We start from the raw sequence: 21,848 nt of genomic DNA, 5'->3' as shown, positions 1-21,848 counted from the left end.
GACAAGCCTTTATCTACAAAATTCATTTAGTATTCACTTTATTACTTAGAAAAGAAATGAAAATGAACACTTTGTTACCGTCCTTCATGCTTTTCGCCTGTACTTTTCAGACGATAGCGCTTAATTCGGAAACACAAAACACAATCATAAAACTGGAACAGAGCGTGATATCAGTCGGCCAGTTGATCACTCAAATTGAAAATCAAACCGATTATCTGGTCGTTTTCAAAAGTCGTGAAGTAGACATAGAACGTTACATTACTGTCCAAAACACATCCGGGAAAATGATATCCTATCTTGAAGAAGCTTTCAAAGATACTGATATCACCTACGAATTCGACAACCGGTACATCCTCCTGTTGAAAAAGAACGATAAGGGCAGGACATCTCTTATCGGCCAACAAAGCCGGACCATCACAGGTACAGTAACCGACAACAACGGAGAACCCGTCATTGGTGCGAACGTGATCATAAAAGGGACTTCTATCGGAACAGTCACGGATATCAATGGGAAATACACCTTGGAAGTTCCACCAAAAGCCATCTTGCAAATTTCTTACATCGGCTACCTGACAAAAGAAATCGTTATCGATAACAACAAAACGGCCGACGTCATACTGATCGAAGACACCCAAAAGATCGATGAAGTGGTAGTTGTCGGATACGGTACGCAAAAGAAAGGGGAAGTGGCCAGTTCCATTTCCACAATCAAATCCGATAATTTCGTAAAAACACCGACTACGGATGCCGCACAACTGATCAAAGGGAAAGTTCCTGGCCTAAGTATCATTACGCCGGATGCCAACCCGACTTCCACCTCGCAGATCGCCTTACGTGGAATCACCACCTTGAAAGCCAGCTCCAGCCCTTTGGTGCTCATCGACGGGATACCCGGCGACCTGAACTCCGTCTCACCCGATGACATCGAACAGATCGACGTCCTGAAAGACGGTTCCGCCGCCGCGATCTACGGAACCAGAGGAACAAACGGCGTCATATTGATTACCACCAAGAATGCCAATGGAGAAATGCCTACGGAAGTAGATGTCAATGCTTATCTTTCCACCCAGCAAATCACAAAGACCTTGCCGTTCATGAAAGCAGACGAATATCGCCGACGCGTACAGGAAGGATGGCCGGGAGCCCAAGACGACGGTGCATCAACCGACTGGCTGGACGAAGTGACCCGTACACCGTTCACACAGATTTACAACATCAGCCTGCGCGGTGGCAGCCGTACGACCAATTATGTGGCCAGCTTCGAATACCGTGGTCTGAACGGCCTGATCAAACGTACAAACAACCAGATGTTCTACCCGCGTGTAGAAATCACTCATCGCATGTTCAATAACAAATTGAAACTGAACGCAAGCCTGAGCGGTTACAAACAAACCTATTTTTCCGGTTCCGATGGTGGGGGCTACAACAGCGAAGTATATAGAAACGCTTTGATATACAATCCGACCACTCCTGTGTACGACAAAAACGGCAATTATTCGGAAAGCACTAAAAACGAATACTTCAACCCTGTATCCCTCCTGAACGAAGTGGAAGGAGAAAACCAAGCAACCAACCTGCGCATGTTCGCCAATATCACTTATACACCAATCGAAGGATTAGATATCAAATATCTGTTTTCTTCCAATACCTATAACCAAGTCAGAGGATATTACGAGACCCAGCAACACAAATCCACTTGGAAAGACGGCAAAAACGGATATGCTTCCCGTGGTTCCACGCGCTCAAATGAAGATTTGTCGGAACTGACCGTACAATGGAGGAAAACCATTTTTGAAGACCATTCGTTTACACTCTTAGGAGGATATAGTTGGCAAAAGACGCATTACCAGAATTTTTACATGCAGAATTTCAATTTTCCCTCCAATGACTATACCTATAATAATATGGGCACAGGGCAGGCACTGAAAGACGGACGCGGAACGGAATACTCGACGGCCAATGAAAGCAAACTGATCGGTTACTTCGGCCGTCTGAACTACAGCTATAAAGGGAAATATATGTTTGCAGCCAGTCTCCGTCACGAAGGTTCCACCAAATTCGGAGCCGATCACAAATGGGGCAACTTCCCATCTGTTTCTGCTGCATGGAACATCAAAGGAGAACAGTTCCTGGAAGACACCGATGTCTTGTCCATCTTGAAACTACGTGCCGGATATGGTGTCACGGGAACGGTTCCAAGTGATCCGTATATGTCACTGAACACGCTGAACTTCGGAACTTATGTTTATTATAACAATCAATGGATCAAAACCATCAGACCGGATTCAAATGCGAACCCCGAATTGAGATGGGAAAAGAAAAAAGAGATCAACATCGGTGTCGACTTCGGTTTTTGGGAAGATCGCATCACAGGTAATATCGATTACTACAATCGCAAAACAGAAGATTTGTTATGGGACTATGACGTGCCATCTCCTCCTTACCTGTTCTCCCGTATGGTAGCAAACGCCGGATCGATGCGCAACCAAGGAATAGAAGCCGGTATCACGGTCATCCCTGTCCAAACAAAAGATTTCCAATGGACGACATCCATGAATTACTCGACAAACAAAAACGAACTTTTGTCACTTTCCAACGATCAGTTTGTCTCCAGCGGTTACTCGGATCAAGGTTCTACGGGAGAACCCTTACAAACGACAACCCACCGCATTCAGGAAGGACAACCGATTGGTAATTTCTGGGGATACAAAAGTATCGATATCGATGAGAACGGACACTGGATCATAGAAGGAGCCGACGGCAGTCCGAAACCGATATCCCAACTACAACCGACAGACAAACAGATCATCGGGAACGGCCTGCCTAAACATTACTTGAACTGGAACAACACCCTAAATTGGAAAAACTTCGATTTCAACATGACCATGCGCGGTGCTTTCGGTTTCGACATCCTGAACATGCCACGCCTGCAATATGAATCGCCGGTCATGTTGTCAAGAGGGAACGTGCTGAATGCGGCATTCGATACGAAATACGGGAAAGTTCCTTTAGCGGCCGACCAAGAATTACAATATGTCAGCTATTATATCGAAAAAGGCAATTATTGGAAAATCGACAACGTGACCTTAGGATATACATTCAAATTCAATTCTTGGATAAAACGCTTGAGAATCTATGGCACGATTTCCAACCTCGCCACTATCACAGGCTACTCCGGCATTGATCCGGAAGTAAGCATAAGCGGCTTGGCACCAGGAGTCGACAATAAGAACCGTTATCCTTCTACACGGACTTACACATTAGGAATATCTGTCAAATTTTAATCGTAACGTAATTATCATGAATACTTATACAAAATTTTTTTTAGCGTTATGTTGTTCCGGAACAATCGTTTCCTGTAGCAATGACTTGGATGAAAAAGTATATTCCAAAATAACCGAACAAACCTACAATTACACAGTCGACGATTTCTCACCATCTATTGCCAGCGTATATAGCCAACTCAGAAGTTTCCCCAGTCATGGAGGATATTTCACGACACAAGAGGTCAGTGCCGACGCCATCGTCATGCCCCCTAACGCTTCCGGCTGGGATGATGGCGGAGTCTATCGACGTATGCACTACCAAACATGGAACTCCGAACAAGGACACGTCTCAGAAATATGGTCCAACTTCTATCAAGGCGCCTTATTATGCAACAAAGTGATAGAACAAATAGAAAACGGTATTTTACCGGCATCTTCCGAAGCGGACAAAACAATGGGATTAGCGGAATTACGGGCCATGAGAGCCTATTATTATTGGCAAATCTGCGACAATTTCGGAGACGCTCCGTTAGTCACGACAACCACGATGGAACTACCCTCCAAAAGTAACCGTAAAGAGATCTTCGACTTCATAGTAAAAGAACTGAAAGAAATCATCCCTTCTTTAAGTGAAGAACAAGGCGGAAATTTTTACGGACGGATGAACAAATGGGCGGCAAAGACGCTGTTGGCAAACATATACCTGAATGCCAAGGTATATACAGGCGAAGAACACTGGGACGACTGTATCCAACAGTGTGACGACATCATAAACAGCAACAGGTTCGCATTGTCCGACAACTACAAAGACCCCTTCCGTTCTACAGGCGTGGAAACATCCAAAGAGGTCATTTTCACCATCCCGTTCGATGCAAATATCGCCGGGGGTAATTCGATCCACATGTTTTCCTGGCACGGGGAACTGAAAAAGAAATACGAAACCGAAGCGACTCCTTGGGGATGCGGTTCAGCTATGGGGGTCACTCAATTCATCGACACGTATGATCCCGAAGATTCCCGTCTGGCCGATAGCTGGCTGATGGGCGAACAACGAGCTGCAGACGGAAGTCCTCTATACGGGACATACGACAAAATGGGAGAACCGCTTGTCTATACGAAAGATCTTCCGGACGGGAATTACACCAGTGAGATGGAAGGTTTTCGCATGAACAAATTCGAAATCGTAAAAGGCGAGCAATCCTCATCCGAAACGGATGTGCCTCTGTTCCGATACGCAGAAGTACTCCTGATGAAAGCGGAATGCTTATTGCGTTCGGGAAAACCAGGAGCCGGCCTCTTGGTCACGGAAGTCCGCAAACGGGCATTCAAAGACAATCCCGAATTAGCGATAGTAACCGATGCACAGTTACAAGAAAACAGTTCATATCAATATGGCTATGTGGAACACTACACCGTTACAGACAAAGGGAACACGGACCTCATCCGATTCGGCAGAATGTATGACGAACTGGGTTGGGAATTCGCATGGGAAATGCACCGCAGACGAGACGCCATCCGATTCGGTGTTTACACGAAAAAAAGCTGGCTCTCGCATAAACCACAAGGTGATTACCGATCCGTCTTCCCGATACCCGAAAAAGTTTTGACCTCCAATCCCAACTTGGAACAAAACCCCCATTATAAATAACAAACGTAATCAACTTACAAACCTCGCAGGGAAGCAAGCTTCCCTGCAAATAAAAAATGTCCTTATGAACAAACTTGTAATCCTTCTCCTATACTTTCTTCTCACAGTCACGGCTTTTCCATATACAACCACAGGGCAGGTCCTTGATCCCGCCATGATAGGCTCGTATATCGACCGGTTCAACATGCAAGACAAGGAATTGTATGTGCAACATATTTCAAACGGACAGGCAAAAGAATTCTTATCCGGCAATATACCGCTATTCGAATGTCCGGACAAAAACATAGAGGAAATCTATTATTTCCGCTGGTGGACTTTCCGGAAACATTTGAAAAAGACACCGGACGGGTTCATCGTAACCGAATTCCTTCCGGATGTCCCGTGGGCCGGAAAGCACAACGGCATCTGTTGCCCTGCCTGGTTCCACTTTCGGGAAGGCAGGTGGCTGAAGTATTCCGGTTTCCTCAAAGACTATGCGTACTATTGGCTGAAGGGAGGAGGTGACACGCATTCCTACAGTTTTCCCGTTGCCCATGCAATCTACCAATATTGTCAGATCACGGGGAATTATCAATTGCTGAAAGAGTTATATCCGGAACTTTTACAAAACTATTCAGAGTGGAAGAAAAAAAAATTCATAGCTGAAAAAGGATTGTTCTGGCAAAAAGACGGAGAAGACGGCATGGAAGTTTCGATCGGCGGACACGGTTTTCGGGTAACCATCAACTCATATATGGCAGCCGAAGCCGCCACCTTATCCAAAATCGCACATTGGAAAAACGACAACCAAGCACAAGCACTCGAAACCGAAGCCTGCCGGATCAAAGAAAACATGTTCAAATATTTATGGGACTCCAAAGCGGAATTTCTAAAAGTACTGTCTGTTGAAAAAAACGCTTCTTTAAAAGACGTACGCGAACTACACGGATATACGCCTTGGGCATTCGACCTGGCTTCCGCGGACTATGCCGTCGCCTGGAAATTCCTGATGAACACACGACATTTTCTCGCTCCTTACGGGCCAACAACTGCCGAACAATGCCATCCTCAATTCAAAGTTGCTTACGAAGGACATGAATGCCAGTGGAACGGTCCTTCTTGGCCATACGCGACCTCGATGACATTGGTCGGATTGGCTAATTTATTAAATAATCAAACGCAATCTTTTGTAGATTCACGAGATTTCATAACTTTATTCTCGATTTATGCACGAAGCCTGTATAAGAAAGACGCGAATGGCATACTAACACCATGGATTGACGAAAACCTGAATCCTTTTACTGGCGATTGGATATCCAGGGCAATGTTGTCAACACGTCACCAAAAACCCGAAGAACGCGGAAAAGATTATAATCATTCTTTATTCTGCGACCTCGTCATCAACGGGTTAATCGGAATCCGGCCAAGTGAAGAAGAGGAACTCGATGTCAACCCGTTGATACCGGAAGGATATTGGGATTACTTTTGCCTGGACAATCTGACTTATCGTGGCAAAACAATATGCGTGCTTTATGATAAGACAGGTGATAAATATAAACGAGGAGCCGGACTGTCGATTTTCATCAACGGGACAAAGACAGCCACCTCTCCTACTTTGACAAAAATAAGTTGCAAATTATAACATTAAATTTTAAAACCATGAAACAGTATTTTGTACTACCCTTTGCCTGTATGGCACTATGGGGATGCGGCGGACAAGACCAAATAGAAACCCCGCCTCTGAAAATAATCGACCAGATAGACTTCTCGCACGTGCACATCCGGGACAACTTCTGGTCGCCACGTCTCGCCAAGCACACATCGGCTACACTCCCTGTCTGTATCGACCAAATAGAGAACCAAACCGGAAGAATGCAAAATTTTGAAAATGCAGCCAGAGGGACAGGGAAGCATTCCGGTATCTTCTTCGACGATTCGGACGTATATAAAGCGTTGGAAGGTATCGCCTACAGCCTGATCAACAACCCGGACCCCGAACTGGAAAAGAAAGCGGACGAATGGATCGACAAGATCGCGGCAGCCCAACAACCGGACGGATATATCAATACATTCTACACACTGACCGGACAAGACAAACGTTGGAACAACATGGACAAGCACGAGATGTATTGTGCCGGCCACATGATGGAAGCCGCCGTCGCCTATTACCAGGCAACCGGAAAACGGAAACTGCTCGATGTGAGCATCCGTATGGCAGACCACATGATGGAACTGTTCGGTCCCGGCAAGCGCCATTGGGTGCCGGGACATGAGGAGATCGAATTGGCTTTGGTGAAAATATACCGGACAACCGGTCAGGAAAAATATCTCGACTTCGCCAACTGGCTGCTCGAAGAACGCGGACACGGACACGGGAGCATGGGTGGCGAAGGGAAATGGGACCCAGCCTACTACCAGGATGTTATCCCGGTAAGAGAACTGACCGACATTTCGGGGCATGCCGTCCGTTGCATGTACCTGTACTGCGGGATGGCCGATGTGGCAGCCTTGAAAAAAGACACCGCTTATGTCGAGGCTTTGAACCGCCTCTGGGACGACGTAGTACTACGTAACATGTACGTGACCGGCGGGATCGGCTCTTCACGGCACAACGAAGGCTTTACCGAAGACTATGACCTGCCGAACCTCGATGCCTACTGCGAGACATGCGCTTCCGTCGGGATGGTCTACTGGAACCAACGCATGAACCAGTTCACAGGCGATTCGAAATACATAGACGTACTGGAACGTTCCATGTACAACGGTGCGCTGGCTGGCGTCTCACTGGCTGGAGACCGCTTCTTCTACGTCAATCCGCTGGAATCGAACGGAGACCATCACCGCCAGGCCTGGTACGGGTGCGCCTGCTGTCCGAGCCAGATCTCGCGCTTCCTACCTTCCATCGGGAACTATATCTATGGGACATCGGACAAGGCCTTGTGGGTAAACCTCTTCATCGGAAACACCACCGAAGTCACGATCGACGGGAAAAAGGTCGTCATGAAACAAGAAACGGACTACCCTTGGGACGGGCTGGTCAAGCTGACCGTCACCTCCGAACAACCGCTCGGCAAGGAGTTGCGCATCCGTATCCCCGGATGGTGCAAGTCATACACCCTGTCGGTCAACGGGAACAAAGTCGACAGTACGACCGACAAGGGATATACCGTCATCAAGGAATGGAAAACCGGCGACTTGATCGTGCTCAACATGGACATGCCGGTCGAAAAAGTATCAGCCGACCCGCGCGTGCGGCAAAACACGGGCAAGCGCGCCCTGCAACGCGGACCGCTGGTCTACTGCCTCGAAGAGACGGACAACGCGAAAGACTTTGCCGACCTCGCACTGACGCCCACCTCCTCATTCGAGGTCAAAGACGAACCGGACAACCTGGGTGGCATCCGCTCAATCAAAGCCATATCGAATGGACAAACACTACATTTCATTCCTTACTATGCCTGGGACAACCGCGAAGCAGGCAAGATGAAAGTATGGATCGATTATCAAGAATAACATAACATCATCCTATCACCATGAACAAATTGAAAAAAATTTTCCTGACAGCAGTCGCCACCCTCACGGTAGTGACTGTCTCGGCCGCCGGCGAAGAACCCGCAGCCGAAAGTTACCGGAACAACCGACACCCGCTCTTGCAAAAAGACTACATCCAACTGCCTCTCGGAACCATCCGCGCCGAAGGGTGGATGCACGACCAACTGACCCGTATGCGCGACGGAATGACCGGCCACTTGGATAAGGTCTACACGAAAGTAATGGGTCCCCGAAACGGATGGCTCGGCGGTGACGGTGACGTGTGGGAACGGGGTCCGTACTGGATCGACGGACTTCTGCCGTTGGCTTATCTCCTGAACGACCAAGCCCTGATCGAAAAGGTACAACCTTGGATCGAATGGACCTTGGCATCACAAAAGCCCAACGGCTACTTCGGCCCCGATACCGACCGCGACTACGAACCCGGTCTGCAACGCAACAACGCGCAAGACTGGTGGCCCAAAATGGTCATGCTGAAAGTCATGCAACAATACTACACGGCTACGCAGGACCGGCGCGTGATCGACTTCATGACCCGATATTTCCGATACCAACTGGACGAACTGCCCAAAAACCCGTTAGGCAAATGGACCTTCTGGGGCGAACAGCGCGGAGGGGATAACCTGATGGTCGTCTATTGGCTGTACAACATCACCGGCGACAAATTCCTGTTGGATTTAGGCGAGTTAATCCATAAACAGACGTTCAACTGGACAGATATCTTTTTAAATCAAAATCATCTCAGACGCCAACACAGCCTGCACTGTGTGAACCTCGCACAAGGTTTCAAGGAACCGATCGTTTATTACCAGCAAGGCAAAGACTCCAAGCAAATCCAAGCCACCCGCCAAGCGGTCAAAGACATCCGTCACACCATCGGATTGCCTACCGGCCTTTGGGGAGGAGACGAACTGCTGCGCTTCGGCAAACCGACGACAGGCTCAGAGCTCTGTACCGCCGTAGAGATGATGTACTCACTGGAAACGATACTGGAGGTCACAGGGGACATGCAATGGGCCGACTACCTGGAGCGCGTGGCATACAACGCCTTGCCCACTCAAGTGACCGACGACTACTCCGCCCGCCAGTATTACCAGCAGACCAACCAGATCGCCGTCACCCGCGAGTGGAGGGAGTTCTCCACCCCGCACGACGACACCGACCTGCTTTTCGGCGAGCTGACCGGCTATCCCTGTTGCACGTCCAATCTTCACCAAGGCTGGCCCAAATTCGTTCAGAACCTCTGGTACGCGACTGCCGACAACGGACTCGCCTCCCTGCTCTTCGCCCCCTCGCAAGTAACGGCACGAGTGGCAGGAGGAATCGAGGTGAATCTGAAAGAGGAAACGGCCTATCCTTTCGAGGAGACAGTACGCTACCATGTTTCGTTTACGGACAAGAAAGTGAAAAAGGTCTTCTTCCCCTTCCACCTGCGCATACCGGGCTGGTGCAAGCAACCGGTGGTCAAGCTCAACGGCAAACCGCTGACGGTCGATGCCTATCCCGGAACCGTCACACGTATCAACCGGGAATGGAAAGAGGGCGATATCCTATCCCTCGAACTGCCGATGAAGGTGACCGTCAGCCGCTGGTATGAAAACAGCGCTGTTGTCGAACGGGGACCGCTGGTCTATGCCCTGAAGATGAACGAGATATGGGAAAAGAAAGCGTTTGAAAGCGATAAGTCCGACGTGTACGGCAAATGGTATTACGAGGTGACGTCTGACAGTCCCTGGAACTACGCCCTGCCGGCCCGTTCCTTCTCGCCCGACCGGATCAAGGATGCTTTCACGGTAGAAAAATCAGACATTACCCCCCCTATCCATGGAATGTCGAGAACGCCCCCATACGCATCAAAACGAAGGCAATGCGACTGAACGGCTGGACGCAAGTCAGAGGCTCGGCAGGTCCGGTACCCTACTACACGCAGCAAGGCAAAGACTTCGGCGACGAGGAGACGATCGAACTGATCCCTTACGGATGCACGACCCTCCGGATTACGGAATTTCCGGTAAGATGATCCGGCTCTCCATCCCGCCCCACGTCCGTCCGGACAGGGCGGGACGGATCGTACCGAAAGTCCCCTACGTTTGCCGCATTGAACTATTTACGACGCCAAGTTACTACCACCCATAAACCGAATTTGTACCTCGATATTGAGTGTTTTGCAAAATTCCTTTACATTTGTACTTTACAAAAAAAACACTCGCAGGGCATGAGAACATTCCTTATCATTCTACTGGGCACGCTTTCGCTCCTCCTCCCCCGGTCCGGCTGGTCGCACGACCTTTATTTCCGCCACTATACCAACAAACAGGGATTGTCGCACAACACGGTTTATTGTGCCCTACAGGATAAAAAAGGATTCATGTGGTTCGGGACGGACGACGGATTGAACCGTTTCGACGGACATCAGTTCCGGATATACCGCTACAACTCGTACGAGCCGGAAAGTCTGCCGAACGACAGGATCATCAGCCTTTTCGAAGATTCGACCGGTAGGATATGGGTCTGCACCTATTCCCACACCTGCTATTACGACTATCAAACAGATGCTTTCCATCCCCTGACCTTTTCCGACAGCAACAACGCCCCAGAATATTTCCAACAAATCAGAGAAGATAAAAAAGGGAATTTATGGCTGATGAGCTACAACCGGATCGCCCGCTATGCCCTTTCAGGCGAAAGCAGTCCGCATTTCTACCCCGAAGGGGAGCAGATAAGCATGATAGACATCACGATGAACGAAGAGAGCGAGCCGATCCTCGCCGGACGCAGCGACCTGTTTTTCTACAAACCGGAGGCAGACAAATTCGCCCGTATCCCGATACTGACTGAAAAGGAAAAAGAAAATCCGATCAACCTCACCAAGCTTTGCCTCGTGCCGGATTGGGGAATACTGGTCGGGACAGACCGGGCAGGACTCAAGTTTTACGACCGGCACAACCGGAAAACGGAAACAGTCATCCCAGATATACAGGTTCGCGACATCAAGCAGTGTAGTGAGAATACGTACTGGATCGCATCCGAGTCCGGTGTCTACATCCTGAATATGGCAGACCGGAGCATCACGCACCTGCAAAAATCGTTGACAAACGAATATACGATCTCCGACAATGCAGCCTATTCGATCACAAAAGACCGTGAAGGAGGGATATGGGTTACCACCTTTTTCGGAGGAATCAACTACCTGCCCAAAGAATATGTCCCGTTTAAATATTTTATCGGAGGGAAAACCCATCCGGGAATGCCGGGAAATGCCGTACGTGAAATCTGTCCGGACCGATACGGCAACCTCTGGTTAGGAACGGAAGATAACGGGATCAACCGCTATAACCCGACTACCGGCAAGATCACGAACTTCTCCCGTACCAACCCAGTCCACCCGCTTTCGGCAACCAATATCCACGGCCTGCTTGCCGACGGCAGCCGGTTGTGGGTAGGGACATTCAACACCGGAATCGACCTTCTGGACATCCCTTCCGGGAAAATCATCAAACGATATACCCGGAACAATACCGGCAACCTGCTTCCGGCAGACTTCATACTCTGCTTTTGCAAACTCTCCGAAGACGAAATCCTGATCGGGACCTCCGAAGGGCTTGTCCTCTTCCACAAAAAAGAAGAATGTTTCACCCCTTGGAAAACAGAGATTAAGTCGATGGTACGTCAAATCTACAAAGACAGCAAAGGGGATATCTGGGTTGCGACCACCTCCGGCGCTTATCGCTATTCTAAAACCGACAAGAAGTTAGCGCACTATACATCCAACCGCGAGCGGTCACAGACCATCGGCGACAACAACGTGACATCCATATTCGAAGATTCGAAAAAACGGATTTGGGTGGCAACGACCTATGGTTTCTCCCTCTACAACGAGATATCGGATTCATTCAACCGCATCACGGTTGAAAACGGACTGCCCAGCAATATCGTACACCGTATTTTAGAAGACGACGAACATCTTTTCTGGATTGCAACGGCCAACGGGCTGGTTCGTTTTAACCCGGAAACATATGTGATGAAGACTTTCTCGTACACGGATGGCCTGCCCGAAACGCAATTCAACTATTGTTCTGCCTACAAGATGCCGGATGGGACCATGTATATGGGAACGATAAACGGAATGATCGCCTTTAATCCGCGCGATTTCAAAGAGGATGTTTATTCACCGTCGGTATGTATCACTCGCATAGATGTGCAGGACGACCGCATCGGTGCTCCTAAATATAATGTCAACCAGATTATGAAAAACGGAGAATTGAAACTTCCGCATAACCGCTCCACTTTTACCCTTTCGTATGTGGCATTGAGCTATACATCTCCAGACGCAATCCAGTATGCCTACCGTTTGGAAGGAAGTGACAAAGACTGGATCTATATGAAGCAGAATAAAGACGTGACCTTTGCCAACCTGTCACCCGGCGACTATGTTTTCCGGGTAAAATCGACCAATAGCAGTGGGGTTTGGCAAGATAACGAGACAACTCTTCGGATCACGGTGACACCGCCATTCTGGGCTACCGGATGGGCATTACTCATTTATTTCACGATCTTATGCCTGCTGATCGTACTCTGGTATAACTATAAAAAAGCCAAACTGGAAGAAAAACACCGCATCAACCGTGAAATATTCGAAAGTAAGAAGGAAAAAGAACTTTATAATGCAAAAATACAGTTCTTTACCTTTATCACGCATGAAATACGGACACCTCTTACCCTGATAAAAGCCCCGCTGGAAAAAATCCTTCGTTCAGGGGATGGAACGCCCGCCACACAGGAGAATCTACGGATCATCGAGAAAAACACTGGGCGACTGTTAGACCTCAGTAACCAACTATTGGACTTCCGCAAGACGGAAAGCCGCGGGTTCAAACTGAACTATGTCAAAACCGATGTCGTCCTCTGGCTGGAAACGATCCTGCATCCGTTCCGTCCGGCTTTCGAACAGGGAAACAAGAATTTCACAGTCAAGCTGCCGGATCTACCTTTCGAGGCCTGTCTGGACCGAGAAGCATTCTCGAAGATCGTCAGCAACCTGGTCAGCAATGCACTGAAGTACTCGGACAGCCGGATATCGCTCGAATTACTCCCTCCTTCAGGTGAAGAGCGCATGTTCACCCTGCTCGTCACCAACGACGGGCATCTGATACCCGACAGTGAAATCGAAAATATATTCAATCCGTTCTACCGCCTCAAAGAGACAGAAAACCAGCAAGGAAGCGGTATCGGTTTGTCGCTGGCCCACTCTTTGACCGAATTCCACTGCGGCAGACTGTTCTATCGACAAACGCCGGACGGCTTGAACCAGTTTGTCCTGATGCTCCCAGAACAGCAGGAAGACAGTTTCCAGACCACTGCTGGAAAAGAGAAAGCGGAAATAGTCACATTGGCCGAAACGGGCAAATCGGTTATCTTAATTGTCGAAGACCAAAATGATATGCGCCATTTCATCGCCCGCGAACTGGCGGAAACATATCAAGTGCTAGAAGCGGAAAACGGGAAAGTAGCTCTTGATCTGGTCCGTAAAAACACGGTCAACCTAATCATCAGCGATGTCATGATGCCGATCATGGACGGCTTCGAACTTTGCAACGAAATGAAAAACGATGTCAATGTCAGCCATATCCCGTTTATCCTGCTGACAGCACAACACAACCTGCAATCACGCCTGAAGGGACTGAACTCTGGAGCCGATGCCTATATGGAGAAACCGTTCTCTATCGAACTGCTGACGGCCCAAGTGGGCAACCTTTTGAAAAGCCGTAAGCTACTGAACAAAACCTATTTGGAGAAGCCGTTCGCCCCGGTAGCCTCTCTCGCCGTTTCGCAGGTGGATGATATTTTCCTTCGCAAACTGAACGATTATTTGGAAGAACACCTCAGCAATGAAGCACTCTCCGTTGAGATGCTTGCCGATACGATGGGAATGAGCACTTCCAGCCTCTACCGCAAAGTTAAGGGTCTGTCCGGTCTTTCTCCTAACGACTTCATCCGCATTGCCCGCTTAAAGAAGGCGATCCTGCTGATGCAGAACGGAGAGAACCGCATCAGCGAGATCGCTTTCCAAGTCGGCTTTTCGTCACCTGCCTACTTCTCCACCTGCTTCCAGAAGCAGTACGGAAAGACTCCATCAGAATATATGAAGCACTTAAAAATTGAGAATTAAAAATAGAGACCGATCATTATTTTTTAATTCTCACCGCTCTGCCACTGGGAAAGCAGAAATCCTCAACCTTGCCGCTCCCATAGGGACCAAGGTGATTTCATCCAGGCAGTCGGACTTGCGGGCGTTTTCGTATGGAAGGACTCCGCATAATCCGTATTCGTCAATTTTCCACTCCGGCACCAAACGTCCCTGAGCCTTAAATTCCATCGGGACGGAAGAGAGAGTGAAAGGATTGTTGTCCGACGGCCAGTTTCTGCGTTGCAACGTGATAGGTGACTGGACTCTCAAGGCATAATTCCACGGGCTTGCAGGCAGAATCTCGAATGTCGGCCATGCGGAGGCATCCGCTCCTTCCTGCCATTTGGAATCCCAAACAGCGGTCTCGGTGCTGGGCATTTGCTTGTATTCTTCCTCTATTTTCAAGGACAGGGTTAGCGGACCGTAATCGACACTGACACTATTCTTATTTACCTGCCACTGACGAACGGCATATTCCATCGGAAGGTTCAGGACTACCTCATCGCCATCTTTCCATTCCCGTTCGATACAAGCGTATGTTCCAGGAGCAAGCTTTGTTTGCTGTTTTTTTCCGTTGATCAAGACAGATGCATTTTTACACCAGGACGGGATGCGGAGATAGAAGGGGAAAGATACGTTTTCGGACGTTCCAACCGTAAAACGTGTCATTTCCTCAAACGGATAATTCGTCTGTTCACGTAAGGTGATTTCCGTTCCATCGCCCACCTTTACATTTGCCTTACAAGAATTGTATAAAACGGCGGCTACCCCGTTATCCGGCGTCGCCAACACCAAATGTTCGACATAATAAGGCCAGCCGAAACCATGATTGTGCTGACAGCAACGACTGCTGAACGGGTTCATGGCCAAGAACGGACCGGAATTATCCAATCCCGGATGATGATTGCGAGAATCGCTGATCGCCATATTCGGACAAGTCAGATAACGAAGCGCCCGGTAATCAGGCATCAAAGAAGCCGGATAACTGTTGAACGCGACATCTTCGAGGTGATCAGCCCAATAAGGATCGCCACTGATCAAAAGCATGATCTCGTCGGAAGCCATCTGCTCCACAAAACCACAAGTCTCCGTACCCTGTCGAGGATCGAAGAAACCGATACGGGCATTCTCATCCGCCCCAAACATTCCACCAGGAACTTGGCCGAAAGCACGGCGTACCAAACTCTGGACATTATAGCTGGCAGCCAACATCGCCGAATCTTTTGTAAACAGAAAATAAGTGGCAGGTTCGCGAAAACACTGGGCGACATTCACATTGTGCCAGTTAGGAAGCTGAGTTGATTTTGTCCAATCCGCCGTATTCCTGTGAATCTTTTCGGCCAACCGAAGAAGTGACTCGTCACCCGTGCGGTTATACAGCCAAACCACACTCCAAAGATTATCCCCCCCGCGGCTATTTTCCCAATAACTCGACAGGAAAGCGTCATCGGGAACCGTTTGCAGATAATGACAATAGCGGGTCATGAAGTCAATCACCCGGTTATCGTTCGTATATTCATGATAAGATTGCATGATCCAAAGGACGATCATGTTCGGCCAAAAATCCTGCTTGCCGTTATTCAAATGCACCGGCCCGAAATTACCATCCGCCCGCTGACTTGACAAGATGGCCTCTATCCAGAATTTCGTTTCCTTCAACAAAGTTTCGTCTCTCAAGGCATACGCCATATTACCATACCCTCGCAACCAGTAGGGCACTTCTTCCCACCCCCATTCACCTCCGTTTTTCAACCAGGCATTGTTTTCCTTTTGCAGCCAGGCACTAATCTCCCCCAAATGACCACAAAGTCCATCCTTCTGTAATTCGATCTGTCGCCTGATCCAGCCTTCTGGCTCGATACTTCCGGCGGACAGCTTAATAAATTGCAACGGTTGCAACGGAGCCCGGTTACTTACATAGTAATCATTATGAGATGCAGTGGACAAACGTTCCATTGTCCGGATCTCTTGCGTCTGCTTACCTGCACACGACGCCAACAGAATTGAGAAAAATAAAATCGTCTTTTTCATGCTTATCAGATTTATTGGGCAAAGGAAAGGATTATGACAGAAAAACATGATAAGAAATCAATCAAAAACATATAAAAATCGTTCTATCACTTTCTCCTGATGAAAAAACAATAGAACGATATTAAATCCTTTGGTTATTTCTCTTTCTAAAGAAAAGCAACAATCACTTTCTTAACTGGCTCAGTCCATAATACAGCAAACGGAGTACAACCGACAATCCGTAAAAGCCACACGTAATGAGTAGCATCCACAACGATTGTGTCCAAAGCTCGGACCAGCTTGTACCGTATGCTATGATTGAGATAATGTTCATCAGATAAGCGAGCGCGATACAGACACAGAATATCTTGATTTCCGTTTTTTGTCTCTTTACAGATAATACGATCTCTTTCATAATCATGCAAAATTTAGATACGGTATTTTATATTCATCCGGGAAAGTAATCACCCGTCCTTCATCAATCGCCTGCAAGCCCAACAAACCCAAAACAGAGGAATAGTAAGCTTCTTCCACCAGGTTAGGAGCCGGTTTTCCAGTAATAGCCGCTTCGCAGAAAGCAGTAACCAACTCGATAGAACCGTCGCCAGCAGCTCCTACCGATGACTGTCCACTGATCGTTGTGACATTGTCCATGATCAGATGTCCCTTGTTTACCGATGCAGTTTCAGGAACCCAGCTCGGACCGGCAAATGAAACATTATCGAAGATCTTATGTTCAATCTGGTTGATCAACTGCATGATACCAGGAGCAGGTTCGACATCTTCAAAATAATATTTACCTTTTTCCGGTTCCATCGTGCCCTTGCTTCCCATAATCTCTTCTTCAAGGCCATAAAACTTGTTGGCAATCATTGACTCATAGGTCATCTTCACGCCGTTCGGATAATGGTAAATCAAATTGATACTGTCATACACTTCGCGACCATCCTTCCAATAGACGATATCCCCCATGCCGGCCACCTTTTCGGGAAGCATCCGGAGCGCCCAGTTTCCAACCTGCAGCTGATGAGTTGCCAATTCTGTTACCAAGCCGCATGAATATTCCTTATATAAACGCCAGTTGATCTTACGTTCCAAATCGGGAGAAGGGACCGGACGGCGCCAGTCGTTATTACGGAACCAATACGCCCGTATCGAATTTATCTCTCCCAACAAGCCGGCATGGATCATTTCCATCGCCTTTATATATTTCGGATCATACAAGCGCTGCTGGCCGATAAACATCACCTTGCCGGATTCCTTAAACACATTATACATATCCAGACAGTCAGCACACGTCATCGCCATCGATTTCTCGCAGAAGACATGCTTTCCGGCATGCAAGGCGTCTATTGTGATATGCGCATGTTCGTACAGCGGAGTGGCGATCATGACAGCTTGTATATCTCTATCATCCAAAAGCTTCCGGTAATCGTCATATGTCTTGGCTTTCGGATAGAGAGCCGAAGCCTCTTTCAGGTGGGGAGGATAATTATCACACAAGGCAACCACATCGGCATACGGAATCGTCTTCAGGTTATTCAAGTGGTACTGTCCGCGCGAACCTGTACCAATAAATCCGATCCGCACTTTCTCCTTTGCGATCTGCACCTTATCGTCGGCACTACAGGACTGCAACCAGGGAAACGCGGAAAGCAGCACACCGCCTCCACCAATCATTCCCAACTCCTTAAAGAAGTCCCGCCGGCTTAAATTGACTGAATTCTCATCATTTTTCATAACTTATATACATGTTTTTCATAAATATCAAATTGAGACGCGATTACCGGAACACGCTCGTCGCCGCAGATCATAAAGGCAGTTGTCAGAATCTCCGCCACCACCGGATCTTTCGCCACCACCGACACCATTTTCTTATCCTCCACGAATGTTCCCGTATGCGGGTTCACGATATGGCGCGGATGGGAAGGCATATTTCCCGATATCGATAACGAACTATCACTCAACTTCAAATCGGCAATCCGCTCTTTCGTAAACGGATTGTCAAGACCCACCGGCCAATATTCGCCGCACGGATGCGTACCGACCGCCAGAACCGAACTATTTCCGAAATTGACAAGCGCCTTACCAATCCCGTTTTCTTCCAACAGTTCCCGTATTTTAGCAAGCGCATATCCTTTCCCGTACCCGCCGAGATCAATGTGTAAAGATTCAGAAAAGAAAAAAATGCTTTTATCTTCTTCCGTCAGCAATACCTGGTCGAATCCCTGCAAAGTTATATCGAAATATCCTTCCGTCAGCTCATTGTAACGCTTGCAGTTCAACAATATATTCCAAAGCTCTTCCCCCACCGTCACCGGGTAGTGCCCGGCTTCCCGGTTAACAAATGAAACCTCACTCTCCGGATCGAACCGGTTCAGCATTTTATCTAATCGCTGTACTTCCGATTCGACCTTTTCCCAGACCGTACCAAGAAGGCGGGGATCACTGCCGACCATCAAGATGTCAAACTGCGTTCCCATTACCGACGACATAGATCCATGGAAAAGCCCAGAAGCCGCATAATAGTTAGAATAAGCCATTTGTTACCTGTTATTTTTTACATGGTTCAAAGAGGTGTGCGTACACACTCTGCAAATATAGGGGATTTGTTCGTTTCACAAATAGAATTAGGCAACCTTTTTCTCAAAAGGTTGCCTAATTAGCGTTTATTTTCGTTTAAAACATTTATTACAACTCAACCTTCGCCAAGCAGAATTCCTTTTCCGGATGATAAGCCAGAACGCAGTGCCAAGCCTGTTACATTTTATTGGCACAAGAGTTCCACTGGCATGGTACTCCCGTTTCATGGGCAGGAAACAGTAGTTTCATAGGTAGGGAACGACCGTTACATAGGCAGGAAACAACACCAGCACTGCTATCTCCTCACCCTTTTGATGCCTCCGAGGCTGAAAAAAGAAACCAGCCATTCGTTTATTACAAGATAATAGCTTACATTTGCATCTAAAAGTATTATCTAAAATCTATGATTCCGATGAGTACACAAATTAGTAAAAGCCTGATAGCGCTTTTCTTTTTAGGAATGTTCGTAACCGGTTGCAATACTAACACGAAGCAAACGGCCGATAATGATATTAAATTCGATTCTATCCGGGTGGATAGGACCTATCATCTGCTGAATAATCCCGATAATCCCAATTGCAACTTGCAATTGAACTTCACCTATCCTGCCAAATTTTCCGATAAGGAGATTCTGAAAAAGATACAGAATGACTTTGTCCTCTCCTACTTCGGCGAGAATTATGAGAACCTGTCTCCAGAAGAGGCGGTCGCCAAGTACACGGAAGACTATCTGAACAACTATAAAGAACTGGAAGCCGATTTCAAGGCAGAGTTGGAAAAGAAGGACGATCTGCCGGTCGGAGCCTGGTTCTCTTATTTCGAAATGTCATCGGATGAAATCGTCTACAACCAGAATGACATTCTGAGCTATACTGTAAGTTTCGAAAACTATACAGGCGGTGCACACGGTTCGCATGCCTACAACAATCACGTGATCAACTTGAAAACAGGCAATGCAATCACAGAAGAAGATATTTTCATCGAGAACTTCCAGGACAGCCTCGCACAGATATTGATCGATCATATTGCCAAACAAAACAAGGTGGAGAATCCGAAAGATTTGGAAAACATCGGTTTTTTCAGTGTCGAAGAAATTTTTCCGAACGGTAATTTCCTGGTCGACGAGGACGGCATCACGTATACCTTTAATGAATATGAGATCGCCGCTTACGTGGTAAGGGAAACAAACGTATTCTTACCCTATGCGGAAATCCTATATCTATTGAAAAAAGACAGTCCAATTGCGAAACTAATTGACAATTGACAAATAAAATATAACAATAATCCTATACATATGGATAACAATGCAACAATATCCTCCCAATTGTCAATTGTCAATTGTCAATTGGGGGTTCTAAAGTCTTACTTTCCAACGCTAACCGATGCGCAAAAGCGACAGATAGACGCCCTGTTTGATTTGTATTCAGACTGGAATTCCAAAATCAATGTAATTTCACGCAAAGATATAGAGAACCTGTACCTGCACCACGTACTTCATTCGTTAGGTATCTTGAAAATGCTGAAATTCAGAGAAGGATCGACAATTATGGATATCGGTACGGGAGGCGGTTTTCCCGGCATACCACTTGCGATCCTGCTCCCTGAAGTACAGTTTCATTTGGTAGACAGTATCGGAAAAAAAATCAAGGTCGGACAAGCTGTAGCCGAAGCGATCGGTCTGAAAAACGTCACTTTCCGCCATTGTCGTGCCGAAGAGGAAAAACAATTATTCGACTTTGTCGTGAGTCGTGCCGTCATGCCACTGGCCGATCTGGTAAAAATCGCCCGTAAGAATATAAAGAAGGAACAACAAAATGCACTTCCTAACGGTTTGATTTGTCTGAAAGGAGGAGAGTTGCAGCATGAAATATTGCCATTCCACAAGCAAGCTGTCAGCCTCAACCTGAGTGACCATTTTAAAGAAGAATTTTTCCAAACTAAAAAAGTTGTTTACGTACCGTTATGATTACAATAAAATCGTTTGAGTTCAATTATTTCCAGGAAAACACATTCCTGCTGTATGATGATACACGCGAGGCCGTACTGATCGATTGTGGTTGCTGTCGCAAGGAAGAAGAAAAGGAGTTAACCGACTTTATCCTCGAAAACAAGTTGACATTAAAGCATTTGCTCTGTACTCATCTGCACGTGGATCACGTATTTGGAAACGGTTTTATATATAAGACATACGGTTTGAAACCCGAAGCGAACAAGCAGGATGTCGAGAAACTACCCTCTCCGGACGAACAGGCCAAGTTGTTCGGACTCCGTCAGCATGTTGAGAACGTCCCGGTTGAAAAATATATCGTAGGAGGCGAGATCATTAAGTTCGGCACATCCGAACTTCAAGTGCTGACAGTTCCCGGACATTCACCCGGCAGCATCGCTTTCTATAACAAAAAGAACGGCTTTGCGATCGTCGGCGATGCACTGTTTGCCGGAAGTATCGGCCGTACCGACCTTTGGGGTGGAAACCAGGAGGTATTGGTTGCCGCCATCCACGACAAACTCCTTTCACTTCCCGACGAGACAGTAATCTATCCGGGGCATGGACCGGAAACAAGAGTCATCGATGAGAAGTTCAACAATCCCTATTTGTAATTGACAATTAAGAATTAATTCA

The 21,848-nt window shown here is 47.5% G+C and carries 12 protein-coding genes and 1 pseudogene; 9 read left to right on the top strand and 4 right to left on the bottom strand.

The window, feature by feature from the left end; all coding sequences use genetic code 11:
* Nucleotides 1–56: 56 nt before the first annotated feature.
* The 6 genes and pseudogenes from BHV83_RS15180 to BHV83_RS15155 all read left to right on the top strand — a co-directional run bounded on the left by BHV83_RS15180 (nucleotide 57) and on the right by BHV83_RS15155 (nucleotide 14,614).
* On the top strand, nucleotides 57–3,284 hold the full coding sequence (locus tag BHV83_RS15180) for a SusC/RagA family TonB-linked outer membrane protein (RefSeq protein ID WP_286757696.1): 3,228 nt from the start codon (nucleotides 57–59) through the stop codon (nucleotides 3,282–3,284).
* Between the two features lie 16 nt (nucleotides 3,285–3,300).
* Nucleotides 3,301–4,914, top strand: coding sequence for a RagB/SusD family nutrient uptake outer membrane protein (locus BHV83_RS15175; RefSeq protein WP_005648417.1), 1,614 nt, complete (start codon nucleotides 3,301–3,303; stop codon nucleotides 4,912–4,914).
* Between the two features lie 64 nt (nucleotides 4,915–4,978).
* Nucleotides 4,979–6,535, top strand: coding sequence for an MGH1-like glycoside hydrolase domain-containing protein (locus tag BHV83_RS15170; protein ID WP_286757695.1), 1,557 nt, complete (start codon nucleotides 4,979–4,981; stop codon nucleotides 6,533–6,535).
* 17 nt (nucleotides 6,536–6,552) lie between these two features.
* Nucleotides 6,553–8,406: a glycoside hydrolase family 127 protein gene (locus BHV83_RS15165; RefSeq protein WP_286757694.1), complete on the top strand. Its 1,854-nt coding sequence runs from the start codon at nucleotides 6,553–6,555 to the stop codon at nucleotides 8,404–8,406.
* 20 nt (nucleotides 8,407–8,426) lie between these two features.
* Nucleotides 8,427–10,465: pseudogene (locus tag BHV83_RS15160) on the top strand (beta-L-arabinofuranosidase domain-containing protein).
* 195 nt (nucleotides 10,466–10,660) lie between these two features.
* A complete protein-coding gene (locus BHV83_RS15155; RefSeq protein ID WP_286757693.1) occupies nucleotides 10,661–14,614 on the top strand; it encodes a hybrid sensor histidine kinase/response regulator transcription factor in 3,954 nt (1,317 codons plus the stop codon).
* Between the two features lie 30 nt (nucleotides 14,615–14,644).
* Here the strand turns inward: BHV83_RS15155 and BHV83_RS15150 are convergent, their stop codons facing one another.
* From BHV83_RS15150 to BHV83_RS15135, 4 genes are all read right to left on the bottom strand, one after another.
* Nucleotides 14,645–16,663 carry a beta-L-arabinofuranosidase domain-containing protein gene (locus BHV83_RS15150; protein WP_122205713.1) on the bottom strand — a complete coding sequence of 673 codons (2,019 nt, stop codon included), beginning with the start codon at nucleotides 16,661–16,663 and terminating at the stop codon, nucleotides 14,645–14,647.
* A 163-nt stretch (nucleotides 16,664–16,826) separates the two neighbouring features.
* Nucleotides 16,827–17,057 carry a hypothetical protein gene (locus tag BHV83_RS15145; RefSeq protein WP_005651122.1) on the bottom strand — a complete coding sequence of 77 codons (231 nt, stop codon included), beginning with the start codon at nucleotides 17,055–17,057 and terminating at the stop codon, nucleotides 16,827–16,829.
* Between the two features lie 2 nt (nucleotides 17,058–17,059).
* Entirely contained in the window at nucleotides 17,060–18,382 is a 1,323-nt protein-coding gene (locus tag BHV83_RS15140) for a Gfo/Idh/MocA family protein (RefSeq protein ID WP_005641430.1), read from the bottom strand.
* Nucleotides 18,379–19,185, bottom strand: coding sequence for an FAD:protein FMN transferase (locus tag BHV83_RS15135; protein WP_005651120.1), 807 nt, complete (start codon nucleotides 19,183–19,185; stop codon nucleotides 18,379–18,381). The genes BHV83_RS15140 and BHV83_RS15135 overlap by 4 nt, the downstream gene beginning before the upstream one ends.
* A gap of 443 nt (nucleotides 19,186–19,628) precedes the next feature.
* Here BHV83_RS15135 and BHV83_RS15130 point away from each other — a divergent pair, with 443 nt between their 5' ends.
* The 3 genes from BHV83_RS15130 to BHV83_RS15120 are packed head-to-tail and all read left to right on the top strand — an operon-like array spanning nucleotide 19,629 to nucleotide 21,826.
* Nucleotides 19,629–20,489 carry a DUF3298 and DUF4163 domain-containing protein gene (locus BHV83_RS15130; RefSeq protein ID WP_005641434.1) on the top strand — a complete coding sequence of 287 codons (861 nt, stop codon included), beginning with the start codon at nucleotides 19,629–19,631 and terminating at the stop codon, nucleotides 20,487–20,489.
* A gap of 30 nt (nucleotides 20,490–20,519) precedes the next feature.
* A complete protein-coding gene (rsmG, locus tag BHV83_RS15125) occupies nucleotides 20,520–21,191 on the top strand; it encodes a 16S rRNA (guanine(527)-N(7))-methyltransferase RsmG (RefSeq protein ID WP_005648436.1) in 672 nt (223 codons plus the stop codon).
* A complete protein-coding gene (locus tag BHV83_RS15120; RefSeq protein WP_005641438.1) occupies nucleotides 21,188–21,826 on the top strand; it encodes an MBL fold metallo-hydrolase in 639 nt (212 codons plus the stop codon). The genes rsmG and BHV83_RS15120 overlap by 4 nt, the downstream gene beginning before the upstream one ends.
* Nucleotides 21,827–21,848 lie beyond the last annotated feature (22 nt).

The organism is Parabacteroides sp. merdae-related_45_40, assembly GCF_001915675.1.
Note: the sequence above shows the minus strand (reverse complement) of the source record. Positions and strands in the feature narration are given on the sequence as shown.

Bases quoted from the DNA above. Each gene is read 5' to 3' on its own strand.
- BHV83_RS15180 (WP_286757696.1), top strand. From the start codon at position 57: ATGAAAATGAACACTTTGTTACCGTCCTTCATGCTTTTCGCCTGTACT.
- BHV83_RS15175 (WP_005648417.1), top strand. From the start codon at position 3,301: ATGAATACTTATACAAAATTTTTTTTAGCGTTATGTTGTTCCGGAACA.
- BHV83_RS15170 (WP_286757695.1), top strand. From the start codon at position 4,979: ATGAACAAACTTGTAATCCTTCTCCTATACTTTCTTCTCACAGTCACG.
- BHV83_RS15165 (WP_286757694.1), top strand. From the start codon at position 6,553: ATGAAACAGTATTTTGTACTACCCTTTGCCTGTATGGCACTATGGGGA.
- BHV83_RS15155 (WP_286757693.1), top strand. From the start codon at position 10,661: ATGAGAACATTCCTTATCATTCTACTGGGCACGCTTTCGCTCCTCCTC.
- BHV83_RS15150 (WP_122205713.1), bottom strand. From the start codon at position 16,663: ATGAAAAAGACGATTTTATTTTTCTCAATTCTGTTGGCGTCGTGTGCA.
- BHV83_RS15145 (WP_005651122.1), bottom strand. From the start codon at position 17,057: ATGAAAGAGATCGTATTATCTGTAAAGAGACAAAAAACGGAAATCAAG.
- BHV83_RS15140 (WP_005641430.1), bottom strand. From the start codon at position 18,382: ATGAAAAATGATGAGAATTCAGTCAATTTAAGCCGGCGGGACTTCTTT.
- BHV83_RS15135 (WP_005651120.1), bottom strand. From the start codon at position 19,185: ATGGCTTATTCTAACTATTATGCGGCTTCTGGGCTTTTCCATGGATCT.
- BHV83_RS15130 (WP_005641434.1), top strand. From the start codon at position 19,629: ATGATTCCGATGAGTACACAAATTAGTAAAAGCCTGATAGCGCTTTTC.
- rsmG (WP_005648436.1), top strand. From the start codon at position 20,520: ATGGATAACAATGCAACAATATCCTCCCAATTGTCAATTGTCAATTGT.
- BHV83_RS15120 (WP_005641438.1), top strand. From the start codon at position 21,188: ATGATTACAATAAAATCGTTTGAGTTCAATTATTTCCAGGAAAACACA.